The organism is Bacillus sp. JJ1503 (assembly GCF_036965125.1).
Classification (GTDB): Bacteria; Bacillota; Bacilli; order Bacillales; family Cytobacillaceae; genus Cytobacillus.
Genome location: NZ_JBALOZ010000002.1, coordinates 1 through 20,101, shown reverse-complemented (window position 1 = coordinate 20,101; position 20,101 = coordinate 1). Strand labels below are relative to the sequence as shown.

30 protein-coding genes are annotated in these 20,101 nt (G+C 45.5%); 29 read left to right on the top strand and 1 reads right to left on the bottom strand.

The features are described from left to right. Positions 1 to 6: 6 nt before the first annotated feature. The 22 genes from V7149_RS00190 to V7149_RS00085 all read left to right on the top strand — a co-directional run bounded on the left by V7149_RS00190 (position 7) and on the right by V7149_RS00085 (position 12,396). Positions 7 to 390 (top strand): hypothetical protein, encoded by a 384-nt coding sequence (locus V7149_RS00190; RefSeq protein WP_335343665.1) that lies wholly within the window; start codon positions 7 to 9, stop codon positions 388 to 390. Beyond that, positions 390 to 737 (top strand): hypothetical protein, encoded by a 348-nt coding sequence (locus tag V7149_RS00185; RefSeq protein ID WP_335343664.1) that lies wholly within the window; start codon positions 390 to 392, stop codon positions 735 to 737. The genes V7149_RS00190 and V7149_RS00185 overlap by 1 nt, the downstream gene beginning before the upstream one ends. A gap of 3 nt (positions 738 to 740) precedes the next feature. Further along, entirely contained in the window at positions 741 to 1,166 is a 426-nt protein-coding gene (locus tag V7149_RS00180; RefSeq protein ID WP_335343663.1) for a hypothetical protein, read from the top strand. Between the two features lies 1 nt (position 1,167). Further along, complete coding sequence (locus tag V7149_RS00175; RefSeq protein ID WP_335343662.1) at positions 1,168 to 1,623, top strand: hypothetical protein; 456 nt, start codon at positions 1,168 to 1,170, stop codon at positions 1,621 to 1,623. Position 1,624: 1 nt separating this feature from the next. Further along, entirely contained in the window at positions 1,625 to 2,674 is a 1,050-nt protein-coding gene (locus V7149_RS00170) for a phage tail sheath subtilisin-like domain-containing protein (protein WP_335343661.1), read from the top strand. Positions 2,675 to 2,690: 16 nt separating this feature from the next. Continuing rightward, positions 2,691 to 3,113 carry a phage tail tube protein gene (locus tag V7149_RS00165; RefSeq protein ID WP_335343660.1) on the top strand — a complete coding sequence of 141 codons (423 nt, stop codon included), beginning with the start codon at positions 2,691 to 2,693 and terminating at the stop codon, positions 3,111 to 3,113. A gap of 48 nt (positions 3,114 to 3,161) precedes the next feature. Beyond that, on the top strand, positions 3,162 to 3,551 hold the full coding sequence (locus tag V7149_RS00160; RefSeq protein WP_335343659.1) for a phage tail assembly chaperone: 390 nt from the start codon (positions 3,162 to 3,164) through the stop codon (positions 3,549 to 3,551). Positions 3,552 to 3,717: 166 nt separating this feature from the next. After that, positions 3,718 to 5,328 carry a hypothetical protein gene (locus V7149_RS00155; protein WP_335343658.1) on the top strand — a complete coding sequence of 537 codons (1,611 nt, stop codon included), beginning with the start codon at positions 3,718 to 3,720 and terminating at the stop codon, positions 5,326 to 5,328. 245 nt (positions 5,329 to 5,573) lie between these two features. Beyond that, a complete protein-coding gene (locus V7149_RS00150) occupies positions 5,574 to 5,984 on the top strand; it encodes a LysM peptidoglycan-binding domain-containing protein (RefSeq protein WP_335343657.1) in 411 nt (136 codons plus the stop codon). A 50-nt stretch (positions 5,985 to 6,034) separates the two neighbouring features. Further along, positions 6,035 to 7,057 carry an XkdQ/YqbQ family protein gene (locus V7149_RS00145; protein ID WP_438824068.1) on the top strand — a complete coding sequence of 341 codons (1,023 nt, stop codon included), beginning with the start codon at positions 6,035 to 6,037 and terminating at the stop codon, positions 7,055 to 7,057. Further along, complete coding sequence (locus tag V7149_RS00140) at positions 6,978 to 7,373, top strand: DUF2577 domain-containing protein (RefSeq protein ID WP_335343655.1); 396 nt, start codon at positions 6,978 to 6,980, stop codon at positions 7,371 to 7,373. The genes V7149_RS00145 and V7149_RS00140 overlap by 80 nt, the downstream gene beginning before the upstream one ends. Then, on the top strand, positions 7,374 to 7,799 hold the full coding sequence (locus V7149_RS00135; RefSeq protein WP_335343654.1) for a DUF2634 domain-containing protein: 426 nt from the start codon (positions 7,374 to 7,376) through the stop codon (positions 7,797 to 7,799). Next, the gene (locus V7149_RS00130) at positions 7,799 to 8,854 is read left to right on the top strand and encodes a baseplate J/gp47 family protein (protein ID WP_335343653.1); all 1,056 of its coding nucleotides are present in this window, start codon (positions 7,799 to 7,801) and stop codon (positions 8,852 to 8,854) included. Before V7149_RS00135 ends, V7149_RS00130 begins: the two co-directional genes overlap by 1 nt. Then, positions 8,851 to 9,429: a YmfQ family protein gene (locus V7149_RS00125; RefSeq protein WP_335343652.1), complete on the top strand. Its 579-nt coding sequence runs from the start codon at positions 8,851 to 8,853 to the stop codon at positions 9,427 to 9,429. The genes V7149_RS00130 and V7149_RS00125 overlap by 4 nt, the downstream gene beginning before the upstream one ends. A 12-nt stretch (positions 9,430 to 9,441) precedes the next feature. Next, positions 9,442 to 10,068, top strand: coding sequence for a hypothetical protein (locus tag V7149_RS00120; RefSeq protein ID WP_335343651.1), 627 nt, complete (start codon positions 9,442 to 9,444; stop codon positions 10,066 to 10,068). Between the two features lie 10 nt (positions 10,069 to 10,078). After that, positions 10,079 to 10,357 carry a hypothetical protein gene (locus tag V7149_RS00115; protein WP_335343650.1) on the top strand — a complete coding sequence of 93 codons (279 nt, stop codon included), beginning with the start codon at positions 10,079 to 10,081 and terminating at the stop codon, positions 10,355 to 10,357. Further along, positions 10,357 to 10,485 (top strand): CD1375 family protein, encoded by a 129-nt coding sequence (locus tag V7149_RS00110; protein ID WP_335343649.1) that lies wholly within the window; start codon positions 10,357 to 10,359, stop codon positions 10,483 to 10,485. Before V7149_RS00115 ends, V7149_RS00110 begins: the two co-directional genes overlap by 1 nt. 34 nt (positions 10,486 to 10,519) lie before the next feature. Next, the gene (locus V7149_RS00105) at positions 10,520 to 10,651 is read left to right on the top strand and encodes a CD1375 family protein (RefSeq protein ID WP_335343648.1); all 132 of its coding nucleotides are present in this window, start codon (positions 10,520 to 10,522) and stop codon (positions 10,649 to 10,651) included. A 73-nt stretch (positions 10,652 to 10,724) separates the two neighbouring features. After that, positions 10,725 to 10,934 (top strand): BhlA/UviB family holin-like peptide, encoded by a 210-nt coding sequence (locus V7149_RS00100; RefSeq protein ID WP_335343647.1) that lies wholly within the window; start codon positions 10,725 to 10,727, stop codon positions 10,932 to 10,934. Further along, positions 10,935 to 11,699 carry an N-acetylmuramoyl-L-alanine amidase gene (locus tag V7149_RS00095; protein ID WP_335343646.1) on the top strand — a complete coding sequence of 255 codons (765 nt, stop codon included), beginning with the start codon at positions 10,935 to 10,937 and terminating at the stop codon, positions 11,697 to 11,699. It begins immediately after the preceding gene. Next, on the top strand, positions 11,699 to 11,923 hold the full coding sequence (locus V7149_RS00090; protein WP_335343645.1) for a phage holin: 225 nt from the start codon (positions 11,699 to 11,701) through the stop codon (positions 11,921 to 11,923). Before V7149_RS00095 ends, V7149_RS00090 begins: the two co-directional genes overlap by 1 nt. 107 nt (positions 11,924 to 12,030) lie before the next feature. Next, positions 12,031 to 12,396, top strand: a complete 366-nt coding sequence (locus tag V7149_RS00085) for a hypothetical protein (protein WP_335343644.1) — start codon at positions 12,031 to 12,033, stop codon at positions 12,394 to 12,396. Positions 12,397 to 12,567: 171 nt separating this feature from the next. Here V7149_RS00085 and V7149_RS00080 read toward each other — a convergent pair whose 3' ends face one another. Continuing rightward, positions 12,568 to 12,750, bottom strand: a complete 183-nt coding sequence (locus tag V7149_RS00080) for a hypothetical protein (protein ID WP_335343643.1) — start codon at positions 12,748 to 12,750, stop codon at positions 12,568 to 12,570. Positions 12,751 to 13,175: 425 nt separating this feature from the next. Between V7149_RS00080 and V7149_RS00075 the strand changes: the two genes are divergently transcribed. From V7149_RS00075 to V7149_RS00045, 7 genes are all read left to right on the top strand, one after another. Then, on the top strand, positions 13,176 to 13,520 hold the full coding sequence (locus V7149_RS00075; RefSeq protein ID WP_335343642.1) for a glycosyltransferase: 345 nt from the start codon (positions 13,176 to 13,178) through the stop codon (positions 13,518 to 13,520). 18 nt (positions 13,521 to 13,538) lie between these two features. Continuing rightward, the gene (locus V7149_RS00070; protein ID WP_335343641.1) at positions 13,539 to 13,805 is read left to right on the top strand and encodes a hypothetical protein; all 267 of its coding nucleotides are present in this window, start codon (positions 13,539 to 13,541) and stop codon (positions 13,803 to 13,805) included. Continuing rightward, positions 13,787 to 16,378, top strand: coding sequence for an ATP-binding protein (locus V7149_RS00065; RefSeq protein WP_335343640.1), 2,592 nt, complete (start codon positions 13,787 to 13,789; stop codon positions 16,376 to 16,378). The genes V7149_RS00070 and V7149_RS00065 overlap by 19 nt, the downstream gene beginning before the upstream one ends. Positions 16,379 to 16,433: 55 nt before the next feature. Beyond that, complete coding sequence (locus V7149_RS00060) at positions 16,434 to 16,772, top strand: YolD-like family protein (protein ID WP_335343639.1); 339 nt, start codon at positions 16,434 to 16,436, stop codon at positions 16,770 to 16,772. Positions 16,773 to 17,047: 275 nt separating this feature from the next. Next, positions 17,048 to 18,025: a tyrosine-type recombinase/integrase gene (locus V7149_RS00055; RefSeq protein ID WP_335343638.1), complete on the top strand. Its 978-nt coding sequence runs from the start codon at positions 17,048 to 17,050 to the stop codon at positions 18,023 to 18,025. Positions 18,026 to 18,266: 241 nt separating this feature from the next. Further along, positions 18,267 to 19,253, top strand: a complete 987-nt coding sequence (locus V7149_RS00050; protein WP_335343637.1) for a ParB/RepB/Spo0J family partition protein — start codon at positions 18,267 to 18,269, stop codon at positions 19,251 to 19,253. Then, a complete protein-coding gene (locus tag V7149_RS00045) occupies positions 19,240 to 20,076 on the top strand; it encodes a hypothetical protein (protein ID WP_335343636.1) in 837 nt (278 codons plus the stop codon). Before V7149_RS00050 ends, V7149_RS00045 begins: the two co-directional genes overlap by 14 nt. The last annotated feature ends 25 nt before the right edge of the window (positions 20,077 to 20,101 follow it).

Genomic DNA, 20,101 nt, shown 5'->3' with positions numbered 1-20,101 from the left:
GCGCTATTGGCGCTCAATATTACGGAAGCTGACGCTTATATTTCAACAAACGTATTAGACGTTGAGGATTGGACGGATTCAGACGGCGAACGAAAGCAACGTCTGTTAAATGTAGCGAATCGGACGCTAACAAATCGGTTCAAAAAATACACAATACCTGACAACGCGGTTTACGAATTTGCGGCTTATCTAGCGGCGGTGTTTAACGACACAAATAAGATGCAACAGTACGGTGTCAAGCAATTTACGATTAAAGGTATAGCATTTACCTTCGGCTCTGATATACCGAAAGAACTTAGCGCATTAATCCCGGAACAAGTATATATGATTGTCGGCGAAGCAAATGGCGTTAATCTTTCGAAACGGCGAGTCGGAAGGAGTGTTCGTTAATGGCACTCATACCGTTAAAACAAACCGTCACGATTAAGCGAAAAGGCGAAACCGACCGTTGGGGCAGCGAAATCACGCCACCGGTTGAATTTACGCTAAAATGTCGCGTTGAGGAAGGCGCAAAGCTGACGCGGAGAACCACGCAACAGCCCGGCGCTGTTCAAACATTATCGGAAGAAGTCGTTAGTTCGGCGCGGTTCCTGCTCGACAAGTTCGCTGACGTTCGACTGACTGACGAACTATTTTACACTGACGAATCCGGAAACACACGAAATTACCTGCCTATAAATATCGTACGTACGCGAGGGCTGAACGGTAAGGCGTTGTTGACGGAAGTGGAGGTGTAGCGAATGGCAGGAAGCGGAAGATCTTCAGATTTAGATATAAGTCCATTAATGAACCTATTACGAAGAACCACTTATGCCGCACAGCGCGGCGCGAACAGAGCCATGACCGATATTAAAAATGATTGGGTACGTAGTTCCCGTGATATTGCTCCTTTAGACACAGGTAATTTACGAAAACAAATAAGTGGAAATGTAATTAAATCAGGAAATTCGCCAATCGTTGAAATCAAAGCAAACGCAATAAATAGTTCGCACTTTAACTACGCGTACTATATCCACGAAGGCGAATTTGCTGCAGACGGAAAAAGACTACGGCATCCAGGTACAGTCGAAAAGTTTCTCGACGATTCGCAACGTCAAAATGAAGAGCGATGGAAAGCAATGCTTGAAGCGGAGATTCTGAAAGAGTTACAGCGAGAGGGGTGGTAACGTGGCATCAATCGTAAATGAAATCGAAACACTTGCGGAGTTCATCGAGCCATTATTCGCGGGGGCGTCTGTTCACTACCAGCAAGTGCCGATCGAGCCTAAAGCAAACACGCTAGTCGTGCGCTACTTAATGAGTGGTAACGAAACTGAAACCGGCTATCACTATCGAATTGACCGCGACTTTCAAATCGTCTACTACGCGCAAAACGATTTCGCATGTATGCAGAAGTTCGAACAGCTCGAACGAATATTAAACGATAACTTAGCAATCCCATTGAAAGGGTCCGACCGTTACTTACGGCTGGACTCTTTTAATTTTTCGCAGCCGTTTAAGACGGAAAGTGGCGTGACCGCGATTATTGGTGTGTTAAAAGCGCATGTTCGCGAGCCACGCACGCAACCGGTTACGCAGAAGATTCAGCATGTAACCGCAACAATTAACGAAGGGGGACGATAGAATGTCGATTACACAATGGGACCCGACCGCGTTGCCGATACGCCCAGGTCTTTACATTAACTTTAAAGATGCGGCAATCGCTCAAATTACCGGCGGCGCTCGCGGAACCGTAGCAATTCCGTTGAAAACGTACGCTGGTCAAGCGCAAGCTAAAACGTTTTACACAATCGAAAAAGAGGGCGACGCGCTCATTCTTTTCGGACAAGCGAATATACAGTCCATTAAATTTGCGCTACAAGGCGGAGCTAAAGAGGTACTTGTTTACACGATGCCAGCGACGCCAATAGCCGCAGACTACGTAGAAATGCGCGAAGCATTCGAGGCTCGCCCGTTCAATGTTTTCGTTTATGACGGCGAATTTACCGCAGACGAGCAAGATAGCACGGTAGCTTGGCGGAAGCGAAACGAAACGGAAAAGAAACACTTTTACTTCGTGACAGGCGGAAGTGCTGCCGATGACCAAGATCCAACGGTAGGTAATGCGAGATCAACGAAGTTCGCCGATGACGCAACCGTTAACCTAATCGTAGGTACGTCCAATAACGGCAAGGAATATTCAAGCGGACAATATGCAGCTTATATCGCAGGGCTTATCGCAGGCACTCCGATTAACCGTTCGATTACTTACGCACAGGTGCCGGTTGGCGATGTAACTAAGCGCCTGAGAAATAGCGAAATCGTGACGGCATTGCAGGCTGGTTCGTTGGTACTCGTACATGACGGCGAAAAGGTAAAGGTCGAGCAAGGTATCGCGACTAGCAAGTCGAAAATCCGTAAGATTCGCGCAAAACAAGCCGTTGCTACGGACGTTGAGAAAACAGCACGCGACCATTACATCGGTAAGCTCGACAACAACGAGGACGGACAAATGGCGCTAATAAACGCTATCAAAGCGTATCTTGAAACGCTAGAAGTTAATAGCGTGCTTACGGACATTGTCGTTATGCTCGACCCTCAACGCGAATCGAAGGGCGACCAAGTATTCCTATTCCTGTCGTTCACGGAAATTGACTCGATGGAAAAAATCTTCTTAACAATCGAAACACAATAAGGACGGTGATTAACGAATGTTAGACGCAAGTAAAACGCTAAACGGCTCCTTCGGGAAAATGTTTCATGACGGCGAATGGCTCACGAATGTTACGCAAGCAGAAGCAACGGGCGACATTACGAAAGAGGAAATATCTCGCGCCGGAACTCGTGTCAAAGGACACAAAGTAACAAGTATTGTCTATAGTGGCTCAATGACCGGTTATAAAATCACGAGTGCGTTGTCGAAAAGAATTGCGCAAATAGCAGACGATAGTCAAGGATCGTTTGTAACGGAATTGGTAATGAAGCTAGACGACCCGGAAAACCGTGACGGGAAAACATGGGTGAGATTAAAAGGCGTTCAATTCGATAGTATTCCGATTTTAAAGTACGAAGTTGGAAGTATTGTCGAAGAGGAAACGCCTTTTACTTTTTCCGGATTCGAATATCTAAACTAAAATACGGGCGGGCGCTGACCCGCCTTTTATAACGAAAGGATGACGTAAATGAGCGCATTAGACGCGTTTTTAAAAGCTGACACTAACCTCGAAAATGACGTTTACATTAAACGATTAGATACACATATTCGCATTAAGGCTGTCGGGGATTATCGGTTCTACGAACTGAAAGAGCAGGCAACGCATCTTACCGGGAAAGGGAAAAATCGCGAATCGGTATTCAACGAAGAAGAATTTACGAATCTATTAATCCTCGAATCTTGCGTTAATATCGACTTTGGTAATCCGAAGCTGATGGAGAAACACGGTGTTAAAACAGCCGAGACTTGTTTGCGTAAGGCACTATTTACTGGCGAAATCTTACGTTTACAAGAAGCGATTCTTAAATTGAACGGATTTGACGCGGACGAGGACTTACTTGACGAAGCAAAAAACTAATCAAGGCGGGAGGCGAGGCATGGTTTCTTCATCGCGCTTATCAGATGCACGACATCCCGCCAGATGAAATGTACGCTAAACCGTGGAAAACACGGTGGTTCATGTACGCATCGGACGAAGTGGAAATCGAAGCACGGGCAAAACTTGTGAAAGGAGGTAACGGCTAATGGCAATGGATTTAACCGCACGATTGAATCTCGATGGTTCGCAGTTCCTAAACGAGTTACAACGAATACGGGCGCAAACGCAGCGATTAAATATCGTAACTGGGACGTTAAGGGCGTCTAATTCAGCGTTAAGCAGGTCATTTACTTCGGTTACAAGCCCTATCCGTAATCTTACTAATTCCGTTTTAGGACTAGCGGGCGCTTACGCCTCTGCACAAGGCGCAAAGAAGCTATTCGAGGAAACAGTCGGCGAAGCAGCCAAGTACGAACAGTCAACGATTATGATTTCCGCGATGCTAAACGATAAGAAACTCGGTGAGGACTATATGAAACTCGTTGACCGTTTCGCTATCGATTCGCCGATTCTTGATTCACAAGGGATGCTTGCGAACTCTAAATCGTTCCTAACGGCTTCTAAAGATATGAAGCAATTAGAGCAAATGTGGAGTTTGGCGGAGCGTATGGCAGCCATCGATCCCATGCAAGGACTTGAAGGAGCCGTGTTTGCGCTTCGTGAATTATTCTCGGGCGATGCTATCTCGATGGTAAGACGTTTCGAAATGCCGCGTAAGGTAATGAACGAAATCAAGAACATGGATCTTGACGACCAATTAAAATCGCTGGACAAGTTCTTCAACAGTATCGGAATGACACAAAAACTTATTGACGACATGGGCGGAACAACGCTCGGGGTATGGGCGCAAATTAAAGAAGCTACGAACGTTATTACGCGTGACATGGGCGGGCCGGCATTGATGAAGGTTAAGACTTTCCTACAGGAAATCCGCACAGGCATGTTTACGGTCAGCGAGGTTATGAAAGACCGAAACTTATTCACTCCTGAGGAATTTAAAGAACGCTTAGACCGTGCGATGAAGTTCGAACGTTTCAAAGAAACCGGCGCAAAAATTATCGAAAATGTCATGACGGGATTTATTGAGGCCTCTAAGAGTATTGGCGGATGGATTGAGTCGATTCAGAAAAACGGGGAATTTCAGCAGCAGACGACCCTTTTCGGTAAGGTTAAGTGGGTGATTTCGGATGTTTACGAGAATTTCATTGAATGGCTCGACGGTGGCGGGCGTACCATGATCGAAAAGGCTACGGCGGATTTGACCGAAATTATATTCTCAGGTGTCGAGGCATCCGCGGAGAGTATTTTCCCGGTGGCTATGAAAGTCGGTTCTGCACTAGCGGATGGAATTATCTCCGGCGTTTCTAACTCGCTAAGTGAGTCGTGGCTATCGCAGTTAGTATCTGACCCGGTTGGATTCGCAATTAAAAAGCTGACCTTTGGTCATGTCGACCCGTTTGAAGATTCTAAGGAGTTCCGTGAAAAAAATAAATTGTTCCGAGAAAACGGGTGGAAGAGTCTACCGAAGAAAAACGGAGGTTTATCTCACGTACCGTACAACGGCTATTCGGCGTCATTACACAAAGGCGAAATGATTTTACCCCGTGGCGAAGCGGCTGAATACCGAAATGGTGGACGTGCAGGTGGCGTAACAATCTCGGGTAACACGTTCAATGTTCGCCAAGAATCCGACATTCAAAAAATAGCTTACGAGTTAGCGAGATTAATCGAAATGGAAGGGGCGCAGATGGCGTAATGGGAGCGATACAGTTTTGGTTAATTAACGGCAACAAACGCATTCAACTTCCGGTCAATCCCGAAACAATATCCGTCACCAGCCCTTTCGGATTCGAGGATGTCACGGTCGCACAACTCGGCGAGATTACCGTAATTGGTGATATTATGTTACGCGAAGTGTCCTTTTCATCTTTCTTCCCCCGCGACTATAATCCGACCTATTGCGAATACTCGAACTTACCTCGTCCGATGGACTTGCACAATTTGATTGAACGCTGGAAACGGGAGCGGAAGCCGATTCGATTCGTAATGACTGGCACTATAAACAATTTCGATGTAACCATTCGCGAATTTACTGTCGAGCCGGAAAAGGCGGGCAGTCCTGGCGATATTTACTACACGATGTCATTGAAGGAGTATCGTCATGTAACGATTAAGAAAGTCGGCGAGAACGATGGAAAGGCGAAAGCGACGAAAGGAAGCGAACGACCAGCACCTCCGCCAAATCAACCGACAACATACGTAGTTAAAAAAGATGACTCACTTTGGAAAATCGCAGCGCGAGTATACGGGGACGGAACAAAGTTTACGAAGATATTCGAAGCTAATAAGGCCGTAATCGGTAAAAATCAAAACCTTATTCTGCCGGGGCAAAAGTTGGTGATTCCAAAGTGAGCGAAGCACGTATCCAAGTGATTTACGAAAACCTCGATATTACACCGTTGGTGACTAGCGTTGATTGGTCGGGACATAGCGAAAAGCCAAATCGGCAGATTACCCTTTCGCTAAAAAATACGTTAGATGGACGTTCGCAAGAGGTAGAGTTCCTTAATGGAGGTCGAATTGAGTTTCGGAATCACAGTAAAGTAAATTTTATCGGCGTAATATTTTCAACCGACATTAGCGAAAATGGCGACATGCACATTACGGCTTACGATGAAAACATTTACTTGCTCAAATCGGTTGAAACGCGGAAGTTTTCGAAAATGAAGGCGTCAGATATTGCAAAGCGTCTTTGCGCTGACTTCGGAATTCCTGCCGGGCAAATTGCCGACACTGGCTACGTTATCCCAACGTTGATTTGCCGCGAAAAATCCTTATACGAAATACTCTTAATGGCGCTAACCGTTACGCGAAACCAAACGGGCAAGCGCTTTTTTATATGGAGTAAAAACGGTCGGCTGATGATTACGACAGGCTCCGGGCAAGTGTCGAAATACATGATCGAAGCGGGTACGAATATTTTAAACGCTAACTATTCGCAGTCTATCGAGGAAACAAAAACTCGCGTGAAAGTATTCGGAGGTAAGGACGGGAAATTCGTCGCATCAGCGAGAAACGGCACACTTGAAAATGAAATCGGAATTATGCAAGTGGTCGAGAAAATGAACGAGGATGCAACGAAATCACAAGTCGAACAACGTGCGAAGCAATTACTAAAAGAACGGGCGGTTATTGACGATCAAGCAACAGTCACGGCGTTGGGCATCGATGAAATTATTACGGGCACAGCCGTCTATGTACGCGAGCCAATGACGGGCATCATCGGAGGTTATTACGTAACGAACGATTCTCACCGATACGAAAACGGCTCGCATATTATGACGTTGCAGTTGTCACATACGTACGACTTACCATCAATCGAAGTAACGAAGGAGGAATTGGGCGTTGTCAAGCAAAAACCAAAGCCAGCTGGAAGGAAACGGAGCAGCAAAACTAATTCAGCAGATGAAAAGGCACGGAAATAACAAGGAAGTTATCGTCGAGCTTGCGACTGTAGTCACGCCGCCTCCTTCGTTAAGTATTCGAATGAATAGCGACAATCTGCCTGTCGATAGCAACGAGATTATTGTCGCTGAACATCTTACGGAACACCAACGGACTATTTCGATAAACGGCGGTTCGGTGACGGGCACGGTTACGCCCAGCGGTAATCTAACGACCTTTACGCTGACAGACGCAACTATGACGATTAAGTCCCCGTTAAAAGCTGGTGACCAAGTTATCGTGTTGACCGCAAATGACGGACAACTATATTACGTAATCGACAAGGCGGTGTTGTAGATGGCGTTATCTCCATTGGAAACGTTAGAAGAACGAGTGTTGACCGTAGAAGAACAAGAAACGATCGAGCCATCGAAAACATACCGACTCGGCTACGAATCAAACGAAATCAGCGGACTAATCGACGGTGAAGAAGCCTTGCGCCAATTCGTCGTAAAAGCGATTAGGACGGCGCGATTTCGTTTTTTAATTTACGACAACCAATACGGCTCGGAACTCGAAGAGCTAATCGGTGCTGACGTATCGCTCGAATTATTACAAACGGAAATTCCGCGCGTCATTCGTGAGGCGCTTATATACGACGATCGGGTCGCTGACGTGGTTGACTTCGAAATAGTTCGCGAAAGTGACAAGTTATTCGTTAGTTTTCGCGTGGTTACAACGACGGGCGACAACGTGGATATTAACGATTTGGAGGTGATTTAATGTACGAAACGGAAACGAAAGAAGCGATACTCGACCGGATGCTTGAGCGAATAGACAGCGACATTGATAAACGTCAAGGCGCGGTCGCATGGGATTTGACATCGCCGGCATCCTTCGAATTTGCGCAAGCGTACTTAGCGCTAGACCAAGTGCTGACGTTCGGATTTGCGACCGAGGACACACCGTCTAATTACCTCGATTTACGTTGTGCTGAAATGGGAGTTTACCGTAAGCCGTCGGTTAAAGCGATCGGTCAAGTTACGTTTAGCGGACCGGAAGGCACGATTATTCCCGTAGGCACTCGCGTTAGAACAGACGAAGTCGAGCCGGTATATTTCGTAACAACTGCCGAAGGAACAATTGTTAACGGAACTGTAATGGTGTCAGCCGAAGCAGAAGTCGGCGGGGTCAGCGGAAACATCGCACAAGGTAAAATATCGCTGGTACTCGGCGAATTAGCGGGCATTGTTACCGTCACAAACGCTCAAGCTTTCGATGGCGGTGTCGACACAGAATCGGATTTATCATTACTATCGCGATACAACGATAAGGTGAGTAAGCCAGTTACGAGCGGTAACAAATATCATTACGAGCAGTGGGCGAAAGAAGTCGCTGGCGTAGGCGATGCGAAAGTATATCCGTTACACGCCGGACCAGGAACGGTGAAAATCGTGTTGCTTGACGATGAGAAAACATCGCCAGCCCAAACGATTGTTGACGCGGCTAATACGCACATTAACAACGTAGCTCCTATCGGCGCAACAATCACGGTTGTTGGCGCGACAGAACTTCCGATCAATGTTTCGGCTACACTTACGCTTGCTCAAGGAGCGGACATTAACGAAGTAACAACGCAATTTAGCGAAGCCCTTTCGGCGTACTTAAAGTCGGTTGCTTTTACGGACGAACTAATTCGTTACACGCAAATCGCGAACTTATTGCTCGGCGTGCCTCCGATTATTGACTACGCGAATCTGACGGTTAACGGCGGAACAGCGAATATCCAACCAACTAGCGAGCAGGTCGGCGTTGTAGGGAGCGTGGTGTTTACGTGAAGTTTCTCGGAACAGATTTAACGCGGAATATTGAACGTGACATGTTCGACTATTTGCCGAAAGAATACGAGGACTTTCGCGAGTCACGAGCTGTGGTCAAAACGGAAGCTGCGGAGTTTGAACGGTTGCATGCCAATATCGCTGACGTCCTCGCGCAGTTCTTCATCGACACCGCAACGTGGGGACTTTCGCGTTGGGAGCGGATGGTTGGCGTAACAGCTGACAAAAGCAAGCCAATCGATCAACGCCGAGCAGTCGTCAAATCGAAGCTTCGCGGAGTCGGTACGGTAACGGTCGAGTTGATAAAAAACGTGACGGAATCGTGGTACGGCGGCGAAGTTGAAGTAACGCAAACTCCCGCACAATATCTTGTGACGGTTGAGTTTACGTCGAGTTACGGTGTACCTGCGAACCTTACGGACGTTGAGCGAGCCTTGCGCGATATTATACCGGCGCATTTGGACTTGGCGTTCAAGTTTCGATTTGTCACATATGACGCGACCAAGGCTAAGTATTCGAATTATGACGCGATTAGCTTGACGGGACTGACATACGCAGGATTATTAGTAACGTAAGGAGGACGGTAAATGACAACGACAAAATTAGGCTTGCCGATGATCAGCGGGAATATGAACGCAGACGTTGTACGTGATATGAATGCGTTGGCACAGGCGATTGACGATAAAGTAGGCGTGCCGAACGGTTTGGCAACGCTTGATGGAAACGGAAATGTTAACGGAGTGGACTTGAGTACGCTCGCGACAAAGCAAGAACTTAGTACGCATTTGGCGGAAAAAGTGTCAGAAAACGATGACCCACACGGTTGGTTAAGTGCGAGTAGATTTAAAATAGGTACATTTACAAGATTAACTACATTGAGCAACAGCCTTCAATCAATAACTGGACTTGGGTTTAAGCCAAAATCAATATTATTTATTGCTGCTGTTGAAGGTAAGCCGGGTAGAATGTCCATTGGATTTACAAACGGAATAGCAGAAAACCTTTCCTTATATGATTATTTTCAAACAACTAATAACTCGTATAAAGGGAGTTTTACACGGTGTATTGCGATTCAACAAGGGACATCAGAAAATCATATGTACGTAGGATTATTAAATTCTTTCGATATTGATGGGTTTACTATTGATTGGAGAAAAGGTTCCTTAGCAGTAGATGGTGAGACAATAACTGTACAATATCTTGCGTTTAGGTAGGTGAGAATACATGAGGATATGTCTTGAAAAATCGACAGGATTATTGATTGAAAGTCAATCTTTCGCATCGGAAGGTACATTAATTAAAAACGCTATTAAAAATGGTTTTTTAGAAAGTGAAGTGGAAGAGAAGGTAGTTTCTATCAACGAATATCAACAGATATTAGAATCCCTTCCAAAACCACAGCAATCGTTATCGGAAATTGAAAAGTTAAGATTGGAGCAAGCTCAAGCAAATGCTGAATTATTTGAGATGATGCTCATGTTAACAGGTGGAGGTGCTCCTTAATGTTCAATAAGGAAAGTAAACTAGTACAAGATTATGCGCTTCTCATTCATAATGGTTTAAAGACTATTGATGATGTACCTAACTTTCAAAATTTGCGAGAGGTTGTCTCAAGTGTTCTCGCTAATTAAATTAATCTATCAAATTATAAAGGAGTTTTATAAAATGACATTTACAACAAACAGTTCAATCGCTAAATCCTACGCAGTATTAATTCTTGCTGGAAAATACACTATTGAAGAAGTTCCCGATGTTGGGAATCTTCGTGAAGTCGTGCAGGAAATATTAACTGCTTAGTTTCACTCTTGGACGATAATGCGCAACAAAGCATCAACCGATTTACACTCGAATTTTAGGACGGTGAACAACGGTGGATTTTACGAATCCGGACGTAATTAAATATTTTCTAACGCAGGGGCCATGGGCGATATTATTCGTATGGCTCCTTATTTATGTCATGCGAAACAATCGCGAAAGGGAAGGACGACTACATGACCTGCTCGACAAGTTCAGCGAAAAGTATGACGTAGTTATCGAAGAACTTCGCGGCATTAAATCGAAATTGGGAGGCGATAAGTAAATGGGCGAAACTATACTGCGTGTGGCTATTGACGCAGGGCACGGAATTAATACGCCAGGCAAACGAACACCTGATGGCGAGCGCGAGTGGTCGTTCAACAATGCGGTCGCGCTTGCGCTCGTAGCCGAGTTACTGCGCTACAAAAACGTTGAAATTTTGCGATTAGACGACCCGACCGGAAAAATCGACGTACCACTCACGGAACGTACTCGCAAAGCTAACGCTTGGTGCGCGGACTTGCTTATCAGCGTTCACCATAACGCAAACAAAGCGGTATGGGGCGATTGGGGTGGGGTCGAAACGTTCGTACAAACGGGTACCGGCGGAAAATCCGTAGAAGTAGCGAAAGCGGTTCAACCTCGAATAGTTCAAGCGATGGGCTTATGCGACCGCGGCGTTAAGCAAGCGAATTTACACATGTTACGCGAATCGAAAATGCCTGCGATATTGACCGAGGGTGGTTTCATGGACAGCACTACGGACATCGGGGCTTTGCGCGATAATACGAAGTTACAAGCGCAGGGCAAAGCGATCGCCGACGGAATAGCGGAGGTTTATTCGCTAAAATTAAAGGAGGCGGAGCAAGTGTCGGCAAAAACCGAAGATTACAAACTAACGGCAAATGACGAAAAGGTTATCGCTGACCTCAAACGTTGGGGCATTACGGACGGGAAGAATCCGATGCGCCCCGTTACGCAATTATATTTGTGGCATGTCGTTCATGGCGCGTTACAAGCGATTAAAGACGGGAAGGTGACGCAATAATGAAGGCGACGAAACCAATCAACGCGGGCACGGTCACGAGATTCGTGCTTTTATTATTGGCGCTAATCAACAGCGGACTTGAAATGTCGGGCGTTGCCGTATTGCCGGTTGATGAAGAAGGTGTGCGTCAGTTCATTTCGCTGGCATTCCTCGGCGGGACTTCGCTATGGGCTTATTGGCAGAACAACGACATAAGCCGCAAGGCACGAAGCAAAGACGAATAAATAATCGAAGGGCGGGCGTGAAACTTTTCGCTTGCCCATGCGTACATAATAGTAAGTTGCCTAACGTTGGTAAACGAGGTAAAATAAGACAAAGGGAGGGCGTTGAAATGTTAAGGAAATTAGCTTTCGTTTTACTCATGATCGGAATTTTAAGCGGATGCGCCGCGTCTGCAGAAACGCCAATGTCAGCCGAAGGGATGTCGGAGGAAGAACGTTTGAAAAATGACGCAGCAGTTTTACTTGAAGAACTATCGTCGCTAGGCGCAGAACAAATCGAAATAAATTATGCGCGTGATGCTATTAAGGTATATATTTCGAAAGAAAGTACAGCACAGTACGTTAGCGAGGTCGCTGGGGATATCGTAAATAAGATCGAGTCCGTACTTAAAGAGCGACGAAGTGACCTCACGTTAGAAAAGCAATCGTATGCAGTCTACGTGTACGGCAGTGACAATCGTTTAATTTATACTTAACGCCTTAACCTATGCGGTTGGGGCGCTTTTCTTATTATTCGGGCAGCGTTTCTAATCGCATCCTTCTCACTGGCCCCACTCGCTTGTGCGCCAACGCCTTCCTTATCGTTCCACGCAACGGCCTCGAACCGACCGCCCTTTGCGCTAAACACTTTGAACTTTAAATCTCCGTTAATTAATCCGTGGATTTTCATCATAAATCACCTCGCTTACTAACGTAACTATTTCGCCAAGCTCGGCGTACTCCCTTCCCGCAATTATGACAATTCCGTTACAATTTCCGATAAACAAACATATAACGACAACAGCCCGCATACGCTTATCGTAAGCGCAGGCGCGAGAAGCTCCTTGCACAAACTACGCCCTCACGGTCAACCAAGCCGTCAGGGCGTTTTTTTTTCGTTTATTTTCGATGGACACGCATAATATGTTACGGTTTACCGTAACTTTTATTAAGTACGTGATAATACGAACTTAAGGCAGGTGATGTTCGATGGCAAACGATGGCTATACAAGACGACCTGTTGCGTTTAATCTGCGCGACCCACTACAACGAAAATTGTATGAACACACGTTGCAGTACACGAATTTTTCGGCGTATATCAAATCGTTAATCCTAGCTGATTATGTTCGCAAGGATTCCAATAGTCGCCCCAATTAATCCACCAATAATAAAAGCCATTTCGCGCAACTCCTTTCGTATGAAACGTTTGTTCAAAGTATTGCCGGAAGGTTATTAATTTATACGGCAAGTTCGCCGTAATTAAGGGGTGGTAAAATTGGCGAGAGTTCAAACGATTGACTTTCGAAAATTTGTACGGGATGAATGGCGAAGTCCTAACGAAATCAAGGTGCTTAAAATTGTCGCGCTTGGGGGCAACCTGTTCGCAGTCTTTGCGCCAAGAACCGTAGTAGCTGCGACGGCAGACGCAACATTCGGAAACGTTTGGAGTGCCGTAATGAATGTGGTTGACTGGATTGCCGTGGGAGTGTTTATATTCGCAGGTGTCTCGTGGATGTTCGGGCACCGCACGAAAGCACTCGAATACGTAATCGGTGGGTCTGTTGGGTATATTCTCGCAAGGCACGCGATCGACTTGCGCGACTTCTTAAAAGGCATCTAATTGAAGGGGGCGGTCAAAATGAGTAAATTACTCGATTGGTATAACGGTTTAGCGGATAAGGTTGTCGGCGCAGAGGTCGAATTTATTTTAAAGCCGGTAGGAAACGCAATTGTTGAAGGGGCTATATACGTAACAAATGCGCTGACTGACGTCATGCCGGAAATCGGCGTAGGTATCGTAGTTGTTTGCGCAGTCGGCATAATGCTTACGGGCGACATTCCGAAATGGCTTGCTAGGATGGCTGTCGGATTGGGAGGCGCTATCATATGGTTATTAAACGCTTAAAGACGATTAAATTAACGGACTATTTCGCATACCAACGCAATAGGATGATAACATATCGAATTATTCCGCACATCAGCGTCACCAACAATCAGAACGCGAAAATGTGGCGCGTGTTTCATAAAATGTACGAAATTTATGACGGAATGCCTTCGCGAATAACACGCCAGGGCTTCAAGTTTACTCTACGCGAAAAAGACGCCATTTGGTTCGATGTTGTGTTCCGTCCGAAATCCGTTGAATATTACGTTAGTACAACGGAAATATGGGCGAAGAAGTTTCGCGAGATCATCGAAAACCATATGCGCGTAACAGTCGAAGAAGTTGACGGGTCTGATCTAGCGGTCCCAAGCGCTGGTAACGTTAGCTTGCATGAACTCCGCCTTGCACGGCACGATATATTCGCATTACAAACGAACGCAACAGAGCAGACTTCGCCAGTTTCTTCTATATTAACTGCGCTCGACGACATTAGCGAAGAAGGCGATTATGCGCGGCTGTCCGTATGCAACGAAATAATGTCACGGAAATTGTGGGCAAAACAAGCGATTTGGGCGCACGAAAAGCTTTCGAAGGGCAAAGTTCCCCAACGTGCGAAACTCACCGCTGGCAAGGCGAAAAAGACCTTAGCCAACGCGATAATGACGTTGCTGAACGAAATATACGACGTGATAAATGACATCATTACCGCCGTGTCAAACGTGTTCTTTAAAAGCGATCGTGCCATCGAAAAGAAGCCTGCGTTTGAAAGGAGTCACGCGCTGATTGACGAAATCCAAGCGGATAGACTTTCCACGAAATCTAACGCGAAAATGAATCAGCCTGTATGGCGTACGTATATTCGAGTGGCAGCGGTAACGCAAGAAAAGCTTCGAGGTGAATTAGTCGCGAATACTATCGCAAGCGCATTCACCGAAATAGCTGGCGACAACGAGCTAGTGCCGTTTAAAGTCCGAATGAAAGCGAGGAAAGCGGAAATGATCGAGGAATTGAACACGTTACACTTATCGCAACGCACGAAAGCTGACGGGGACGTATCGCTATTATCATGCGATGAACTGGCGAAAATATCGATACAAATGCCGACTGCAACCGTTCAGCAAAGATACGAGGAAGAACTCGCAGTCAAACGCCAAGTCGAAACGGATTTGCCAAAGGTCTTGCTGCACGAGGAATCAAAAGCTGGCGTGGTCATCGATGGCATTACTATTAATATAGGAAGTAATAATATTCGCGAAGGTAAAACAGTCGAGGCGAAATCGAACGGAATCCTCGTCGGGCACAGCGAAGTAAAGGGCGTTGACTACCCGATTTGCATTCCGACCTCAAACTTCGATGAGACTTTCCGCAGTTATGGACTTGTCGGCGCGCCTCGGATGGGCAAGGACACACTTGCAAAAAACATCGTCATCGAAGGCGCCTTGAAACACGGTATCGCTTCGTTTGTTATTGACGCAATCATGGAAGATGGCGAGCGTGGATTTGCGGATGGCGTGCGTGATTCGTTGCCAGCCGATCGTATTATCGACATCGACTTGAGTGATTCCGAGTATCCCGTGCCGATGGACTTAACGGAAATAGTCGCGAAACTCGGCACAAACGGCATGAACCGATTCGCTCAAGAACTAATCGACTTCTTTGGCGACATGGAAACGATGGGACAGTCGCGCTCTATTCTACGCGAGTTTGCGAAAGCCAGCGGTGGTAGTCTGTTCAACATTAAGCGATTGCTAGAGGACGAAGATTTCCGAGGGCAACGTGCGAAAGAGTTACGCAAAGACGGGCACGTTCGGACTGCTGACTTTTTAGATAAATTCGCAACGGAGTGGGGTAAGGACACGAAAGGTGCGCCGAAGGTTATTCGCGATGGACAAAAGACTCTCGATGGCAAGGCTAGCGCAATCCTTAATCGGCTTGACGAAATGCTCGGCGATGATACTCTATTCCGTATATTTGCGCAGCCAGCTTCGCCTGACATCGATTTCGAGCGGTGGATTCGCGAAGGCAAGGTCGTTATCCTGCGAGTGCCGAATCGGAAGCTCGGCGCATTGTCGGCGAAAACATTGATACATTGGATAACGCTGAAAATATTCATGACGAAGCTACTCATGCCGCCTAGCGAAGGGCAAGCGTTTATCGTGTTTAACGAGCCACACCAATACTTAACGCCGGGCTTAAAAGCGCTAATGCAACGAATTATCCTCGAAGGGCCAAAGTGGCGTCTTGCCGGAATCTTCGCGTTCCATCATTTCGGCTTGCTCGAATACGGACTGGACGAAGATTTGATTTCGGGCGGCATTAACTGGTTCCTTTTCGCAAATGACAATCGGAAGGTATTTGAAAAACTGGAAGCGCAACTCAAGCCGACACTTGACGTTGATCTTGCGTTAATGACCGAGGCTTACCACGCAATATTCATCGGACGATTTGGCGGTCGTAGGCAGAACGCGTTTTTAATTCGAGCACTTGCGCCACCTAGCGAACGACTTCCTCAGTTTGATAACGCATTTCTGACGCGGAGGCATTCGCGCATGTACGGCCGACATTGGCAAGAAGTCGAAAAGATGCTCGCTTGACTAAGGAACGTTTGTTCGTATATACTAACGTTAAAACAACGTGGAGGTATGCAAAATGAGCATCAAAGATCGCGGGCTAATTAAGTGGCAAGGCTTCTTCATGCCGGAACAGGTCGCCATGCAACGGCAACTATACGAGGAATTATCGCAAACAGCCCAACCGATTATCGACGATTACATGCGCGGTGAGTTTGACGAGCGTGTCGGTTACGCAATGGAATATAATCTGCCGGTGGAATTTACGTTGTGGCAAGCGGGGCGGACTTCTACGATGATTGGTCGAGTGAAATACGTCGATATTATTGCGCAACAGTTTCGCGTTGAGTTACCGAGCCGGACGATTGAGCGCGTGAACATGTCGGACGTGGCTTGCGTGAAAATTGTCGAAGATTAATACGCTTTCCTTCTATAGTATGTCGTGTTATAATGAAAACGGTCGAAAGTTCGGCAAATGACCGATACAATGATCGTGCCAATTATCGGTGTTATTAACGGTTGTACACATTCGCATTAAATTGCGGGTCGGGAGTTCGAATCTCTCCTGGGACGCTAACGAAATGGGCGATAAAGCCCGTCAAATCAACCTTCTAACACGTTAAATGAAACGGTCAATGAATCGGTCAATTACCGAACTTCACCGAAACAGACGTTGTTAGGAGGTTTTTTGTTTTGTCGAAAAAACGAAAAGGTTTGCTGGTTATTAACGATGATTTATCCGATTTATTAATCGAGCGTCCTTCGCATAGAGAGGCGATTCCCGATCGTCTGTCAATCGAAAAGGCACTCGCGACAATAGTGCGACAAATGGAAATTAGCGGAAACAGGCCTCGGACAATTAGTGACTATTCTACGTACGTGAGTCACTTTATCGAATCGACCGGCCTTACGTATATGGACGAAATTACATCCGATTCCATTTATCAATGGCTTTCGCTAATGGACGTAAGTGCCCAAACGAAGCTGACCCGCGTTAAGTGTTTAAAGGCGTTCCTTTCGCGTTGTTTCGATAACGGATGGGTTGAGTCGCGGTTTTGGAAAACGATTAATATAAAGGTCGATAGCAACGTTAAAGAGGGCGCAACTGATCGCGATATAAAAACGTTGCTGTCCGTGCTGGACCTCGGTGATTTCGTACAGTTACGTGACGCAACTGCCGCATTACTTATGTACAAGACGGGCATCCGTATCAATACGATTGTACTGCTCGAAAATAAACACATCGACTTCGGCGAAAAATTACTACGGCTGGACGGCGCTATAATGAAGAATCACGAACAACTACTTTTGCCATTCGATGAAACGTTGTATCGACTGCTGTCCGTCCTAGTAAAGCACAACGATGTCATTCGTCGCGAATATAAACAGCGAAATGAGTACGTATTCATAACGAAGCAAGGCGGCATCATATCGAATAGCCCTACGCATAACAACATTCAGAAGCGATTGAACAAGTACGCGAAAATGTACGGACTTAAAAATATTAACCCGCATGCGCTACGTAGGGGCTTCGCGAAAGGCCTGCTCAACAAAGGCGCAAAGATTACGGACATATCTCGCGCGCTCGGGCATAGTAATCTCGCGGTAACTTCGCAATATTTACATTTGGACAAGGAAGAAATAGCGGAAAATTTACGGAAATTTTTATAGCGTTGCGCCAATTCGTCAGCCTTTTCGAAGGTTGGCGATTTTTTTTTGTGCGGAAATTCGAAATTATTTTCGATAAAAGTGTGCGGATCGGGAAAGTCGCGCGTCAATATAAGTGTAAGGCGAAATAAATCACGCAGTTAAATCTACACCAACGCATATATAACTTACGCAAAATTAAACGGAGGTGCTTGACGGAATGGCAGACGAAATTAAAGGCGGTGGTGCTTCGGAAATAGTAGAAGTGGCTTCGTCACAGTTGACTGAACATAGCTTGCAGTCAGAATTATCACCTATGATGAACGATAAAGCTTGGCGTAAATTTCTCGCAGGCATTGTAACGAAAGGTATTCTTCAACCAATAGTCGCAACGAGGGGTTTTCGTGTTATTGACGGTAAACATCGCCTACGAGCTGCGAAAGAGTTGGGAATCGAGAGCGTACGCGTGGTATTTGAGGATATTTCCGAAGATAAAATTGCGGAATATATAACGGAAACAAAACTTAGCCGCGACGACTTGAAAAGTGGACAGAAATCGGCAATAGTTATTCGCTTGTTTTATGAGGAAGAACGTCAGGAAGCAAGAAAGCGTCAATTGTCTACATTGGTTCAGAATGCCGATACTGAAATATTTCAGGAACGGGATGTAAGTGGAGAAGCTGCCCAAATTCTAGCTGATAGAGTAGGTGTATCTGCAAGATATATGTATCAATTACTCGCTGTATACAAATCTAGACTCGATCTCTTCCAACTCGTATTCGATGGAAAGTATTCGATTAATAGGGCCTACTCTCAAATGAAAAAAGACGAAGCGCCCGAAGTTGTTGAATTAAAAGAGTCGTCTATTACGTCTGAAAAACTAAATAGAATTGCCGAAGAATCGGAAGCTATCGCGAGTAAGGTCGTTGTAACTGACGATGACTTAGAATCTCTATCGCCTATGAGTATTCTACGGAATAAAGCATCGAACAGGTTACCACAATTTACTCGAGAGTTTGTTCACGACTTCGAGTTATTATCAGAAGCGGACGAAGATACGGTTATCGCGTACAACAAACAGATTCATTCAGTTGCGGAAGGGGCGTTGCTGTTGCTTGAAGCTTTCGAAACTGACGCAAAAAAACGCTTGTTCTTTGAGTTTGTTACTAAAACGTTCCTATTATCAAAGGATGAAAAGAAACTAAATAAATTCTTAGAAACGATGGGAGGAATTTTAAATGAAGAAGAATAGATCGGATGAAACTATTGGTAGCGCAGTATTCTCAAGACTCGAGAGAAACGCAACAAGAGAAGTAGGTTTCAGGTTATTCGCGGAAGAGAAAGCGTCAGAACTCCTTTATCATTCACCTTTATTTGTTGATGTACTTAGGTCGAGCGGAGTATTAAGAAAAGACGAGCATCATGCTAAATTTATCGGTGTTTACAAAGCTAACTTAGCTTGCCAACGTTACGGAGTACTAGAAGGTAATTCGGAAATTCTTACCACTAAATACGCAGGAGACAGAGCGAAAGCACTTTTGGAACATTTTCAAAAGACGGGAAATCCACTACTAAAGGATATGAAGGAAAGAGGCGTATCGATACACAAGTTGTATTACGTACTAAGAGATTTATTTTTAAAAGAAACACTCCAAACAGATTATATTGCTGGTATATTACTAAAGCCAGAAACAGAAATAATTGCTGGAATAGCCGTAAATAAACGACTTATAGGTGCTAGTAAAGAATATGAGAGTTGGTTGAAACTAGCAGACATTAACCCGCATGATGATACAGAATTAAAAGACGCAGTACGAGAATCAGACTTTCGAAAAGTGATAGTTGACCATTTCCGCGACGAACCATTTTACGCAAGACGAGAAAGTGCTATTGAGTCGAAGAAACAATCAGTAACAGACAATCTAACGTTCGCTAATGTCGAAACAGATACGGCGCCTTTATTTGCTAAAGTTACTGGGAAAACTAAAGACGTTATTACTGAAAAAGCATTTATTCACTTCGTTGATACATTAGGAATTGATCGAAACAAATTAATTCGTTTGCTCGCACAATAAAAAGTCTAACGCAATAGGCAAGCGC

What these genes read in the sequence shown, in the direction of transcription:
- V7149_RS00065 (WP_335343640.1), top strand. Translation starts at nt 13,787, where the DNA reads ATGGTTATTAAACGCTTAAAGACGATTAAATTAACGGACTATTTCGCA.
- V7149_RS00135 (WP_335343654.1), top strand. Translation starts at nt 7,374, where the DNA reads ATGGCGTTATCTCCATTGGAAACGTTAGAAGAACGAGTGTTGACCGTA.
- V7149_RS00105 (WP_335343648.1), top strand. Translation starts at nt 10,520, where the DNA reads ATGACATTTACAACAAACAGTTCAATCGCTAAATCCTACGCAGTATTA.
- V7149_RS00085 (WP_335343644.1), top strand. Translation starts at nt 12,031, where the DNA reads ATGTTAAGGAAATTAGCTTTCGTTTTACTCATGATCGGAATTTTAAGC.
- V7149_RS00180 (WP_335343663.1), top strand. Translation starts at nt 741, where the DNA reads ATGGCAGGAAGCGGAAGATCTTCAGATTTAGATATAAGTCCATTAATG.
- V7149_RS00130 (WP_335343653.1), top strand. Translation starts at nt 7,799, where the DNA reads ATGTACGAAACGGAAACGAAAGAAGCGATACTCGACCGGATGCTTGAG.
- V7149_RS00115 (WP_335343650.1), top strand. Translation starts at nt 10,079, where the DNA reads ATGAGGATATGTCTTGAAAAATCGACAGGATTATTGATTGAAAGTCAA.
- V7149_RS00160 (WP_335343659.1), top strand. Translation starts at nt 3,162, where the DNA reads ATGAGCGCATTAGACGCGTTTTTAAAAGCTGACACTAACCTCGAAAAT.
- V7149_RS00060 (WP_335343639.1), top strand. Translation starts at nt 16,434, where the DNA reads ATGAGCATCAAAGATCGCGGGCTAATTAAGTGGCAAGGCTTCTTCATG.
- V7149_RS00095 (WP_335343646.1), top strand. Translation starts at nt 10,935, where the DNA reads ATGGGCGAAACTATACTGCGTGTGGCTATTGACGCAGGGCACGGAATT.
- V7149_RS00070 (WP_335343641.1), top strand. Translation starts at nt 13,539, where the DNA reads ATGAGTAAATTACTCGATTGGTATAACGGTTTAGCGGATAAGGTTGTC.
- V7149_RS00090 (WP_335343645.1), top strand. Translation starts at nt 11,699, where the DNA reads ATGAAGGCGACGAAACCAATCAACGCGGGCACGGTCACGAGATTCGTG.
- V7149_RS00110 (WP_335343649.1), top strand. Translation starts at nt 10,357, where the DNA reads ATGTTCAATAAGGAAAGTAAACTAGTACAAGATTATGCGCTTCTCATT.
- V7149_RS00185 (WP_335343664.1), top strand. Translation starts at nt 390, where the DNA reads ATGGCACTCATACCGTTAAAACAAACCGTCACGATTAAGCGAAAAGGC.
- V7149_RS00120 (WP_335343651.1), top strand. Translation starts at nt 9,442, where the DNA reads ATGACAACGACAAAATTAGGCTTGCCGATGATCAGCGGGAATATGAAC.
- V7149_RS00170 (WP_335343661.1), top strand. Translation starts at nt 1,625, where the DNA reads ATGTCGATTACACAATGGGACCCGACCGCGTTGCCGATACGCCCAGGT.
- V7149_RS00165 (WP_335343660.1), top strand. Translation starts at nt 2,691, where the DNA reads ATGTTAGACGCAAGTAAAACGCTAAACGGCTCCTTCGGGAAAATGTTT.
- V7149_RS00045 (WP_335343636.1), top strand. Translation starts at nt 19,240, where the DNA reads ATGAAGAAGAATAGATCGGATGAAACTATTGGTAGCGCAGTATTCTCA.
- V7149_RS00155 (WP_335343658.1), top strand. Translation starts at nt 3,718, where the DNA reads ATGGCAATGGATTTAACCGCACGATTGAATCTCGATGGTTCGCAGTTC.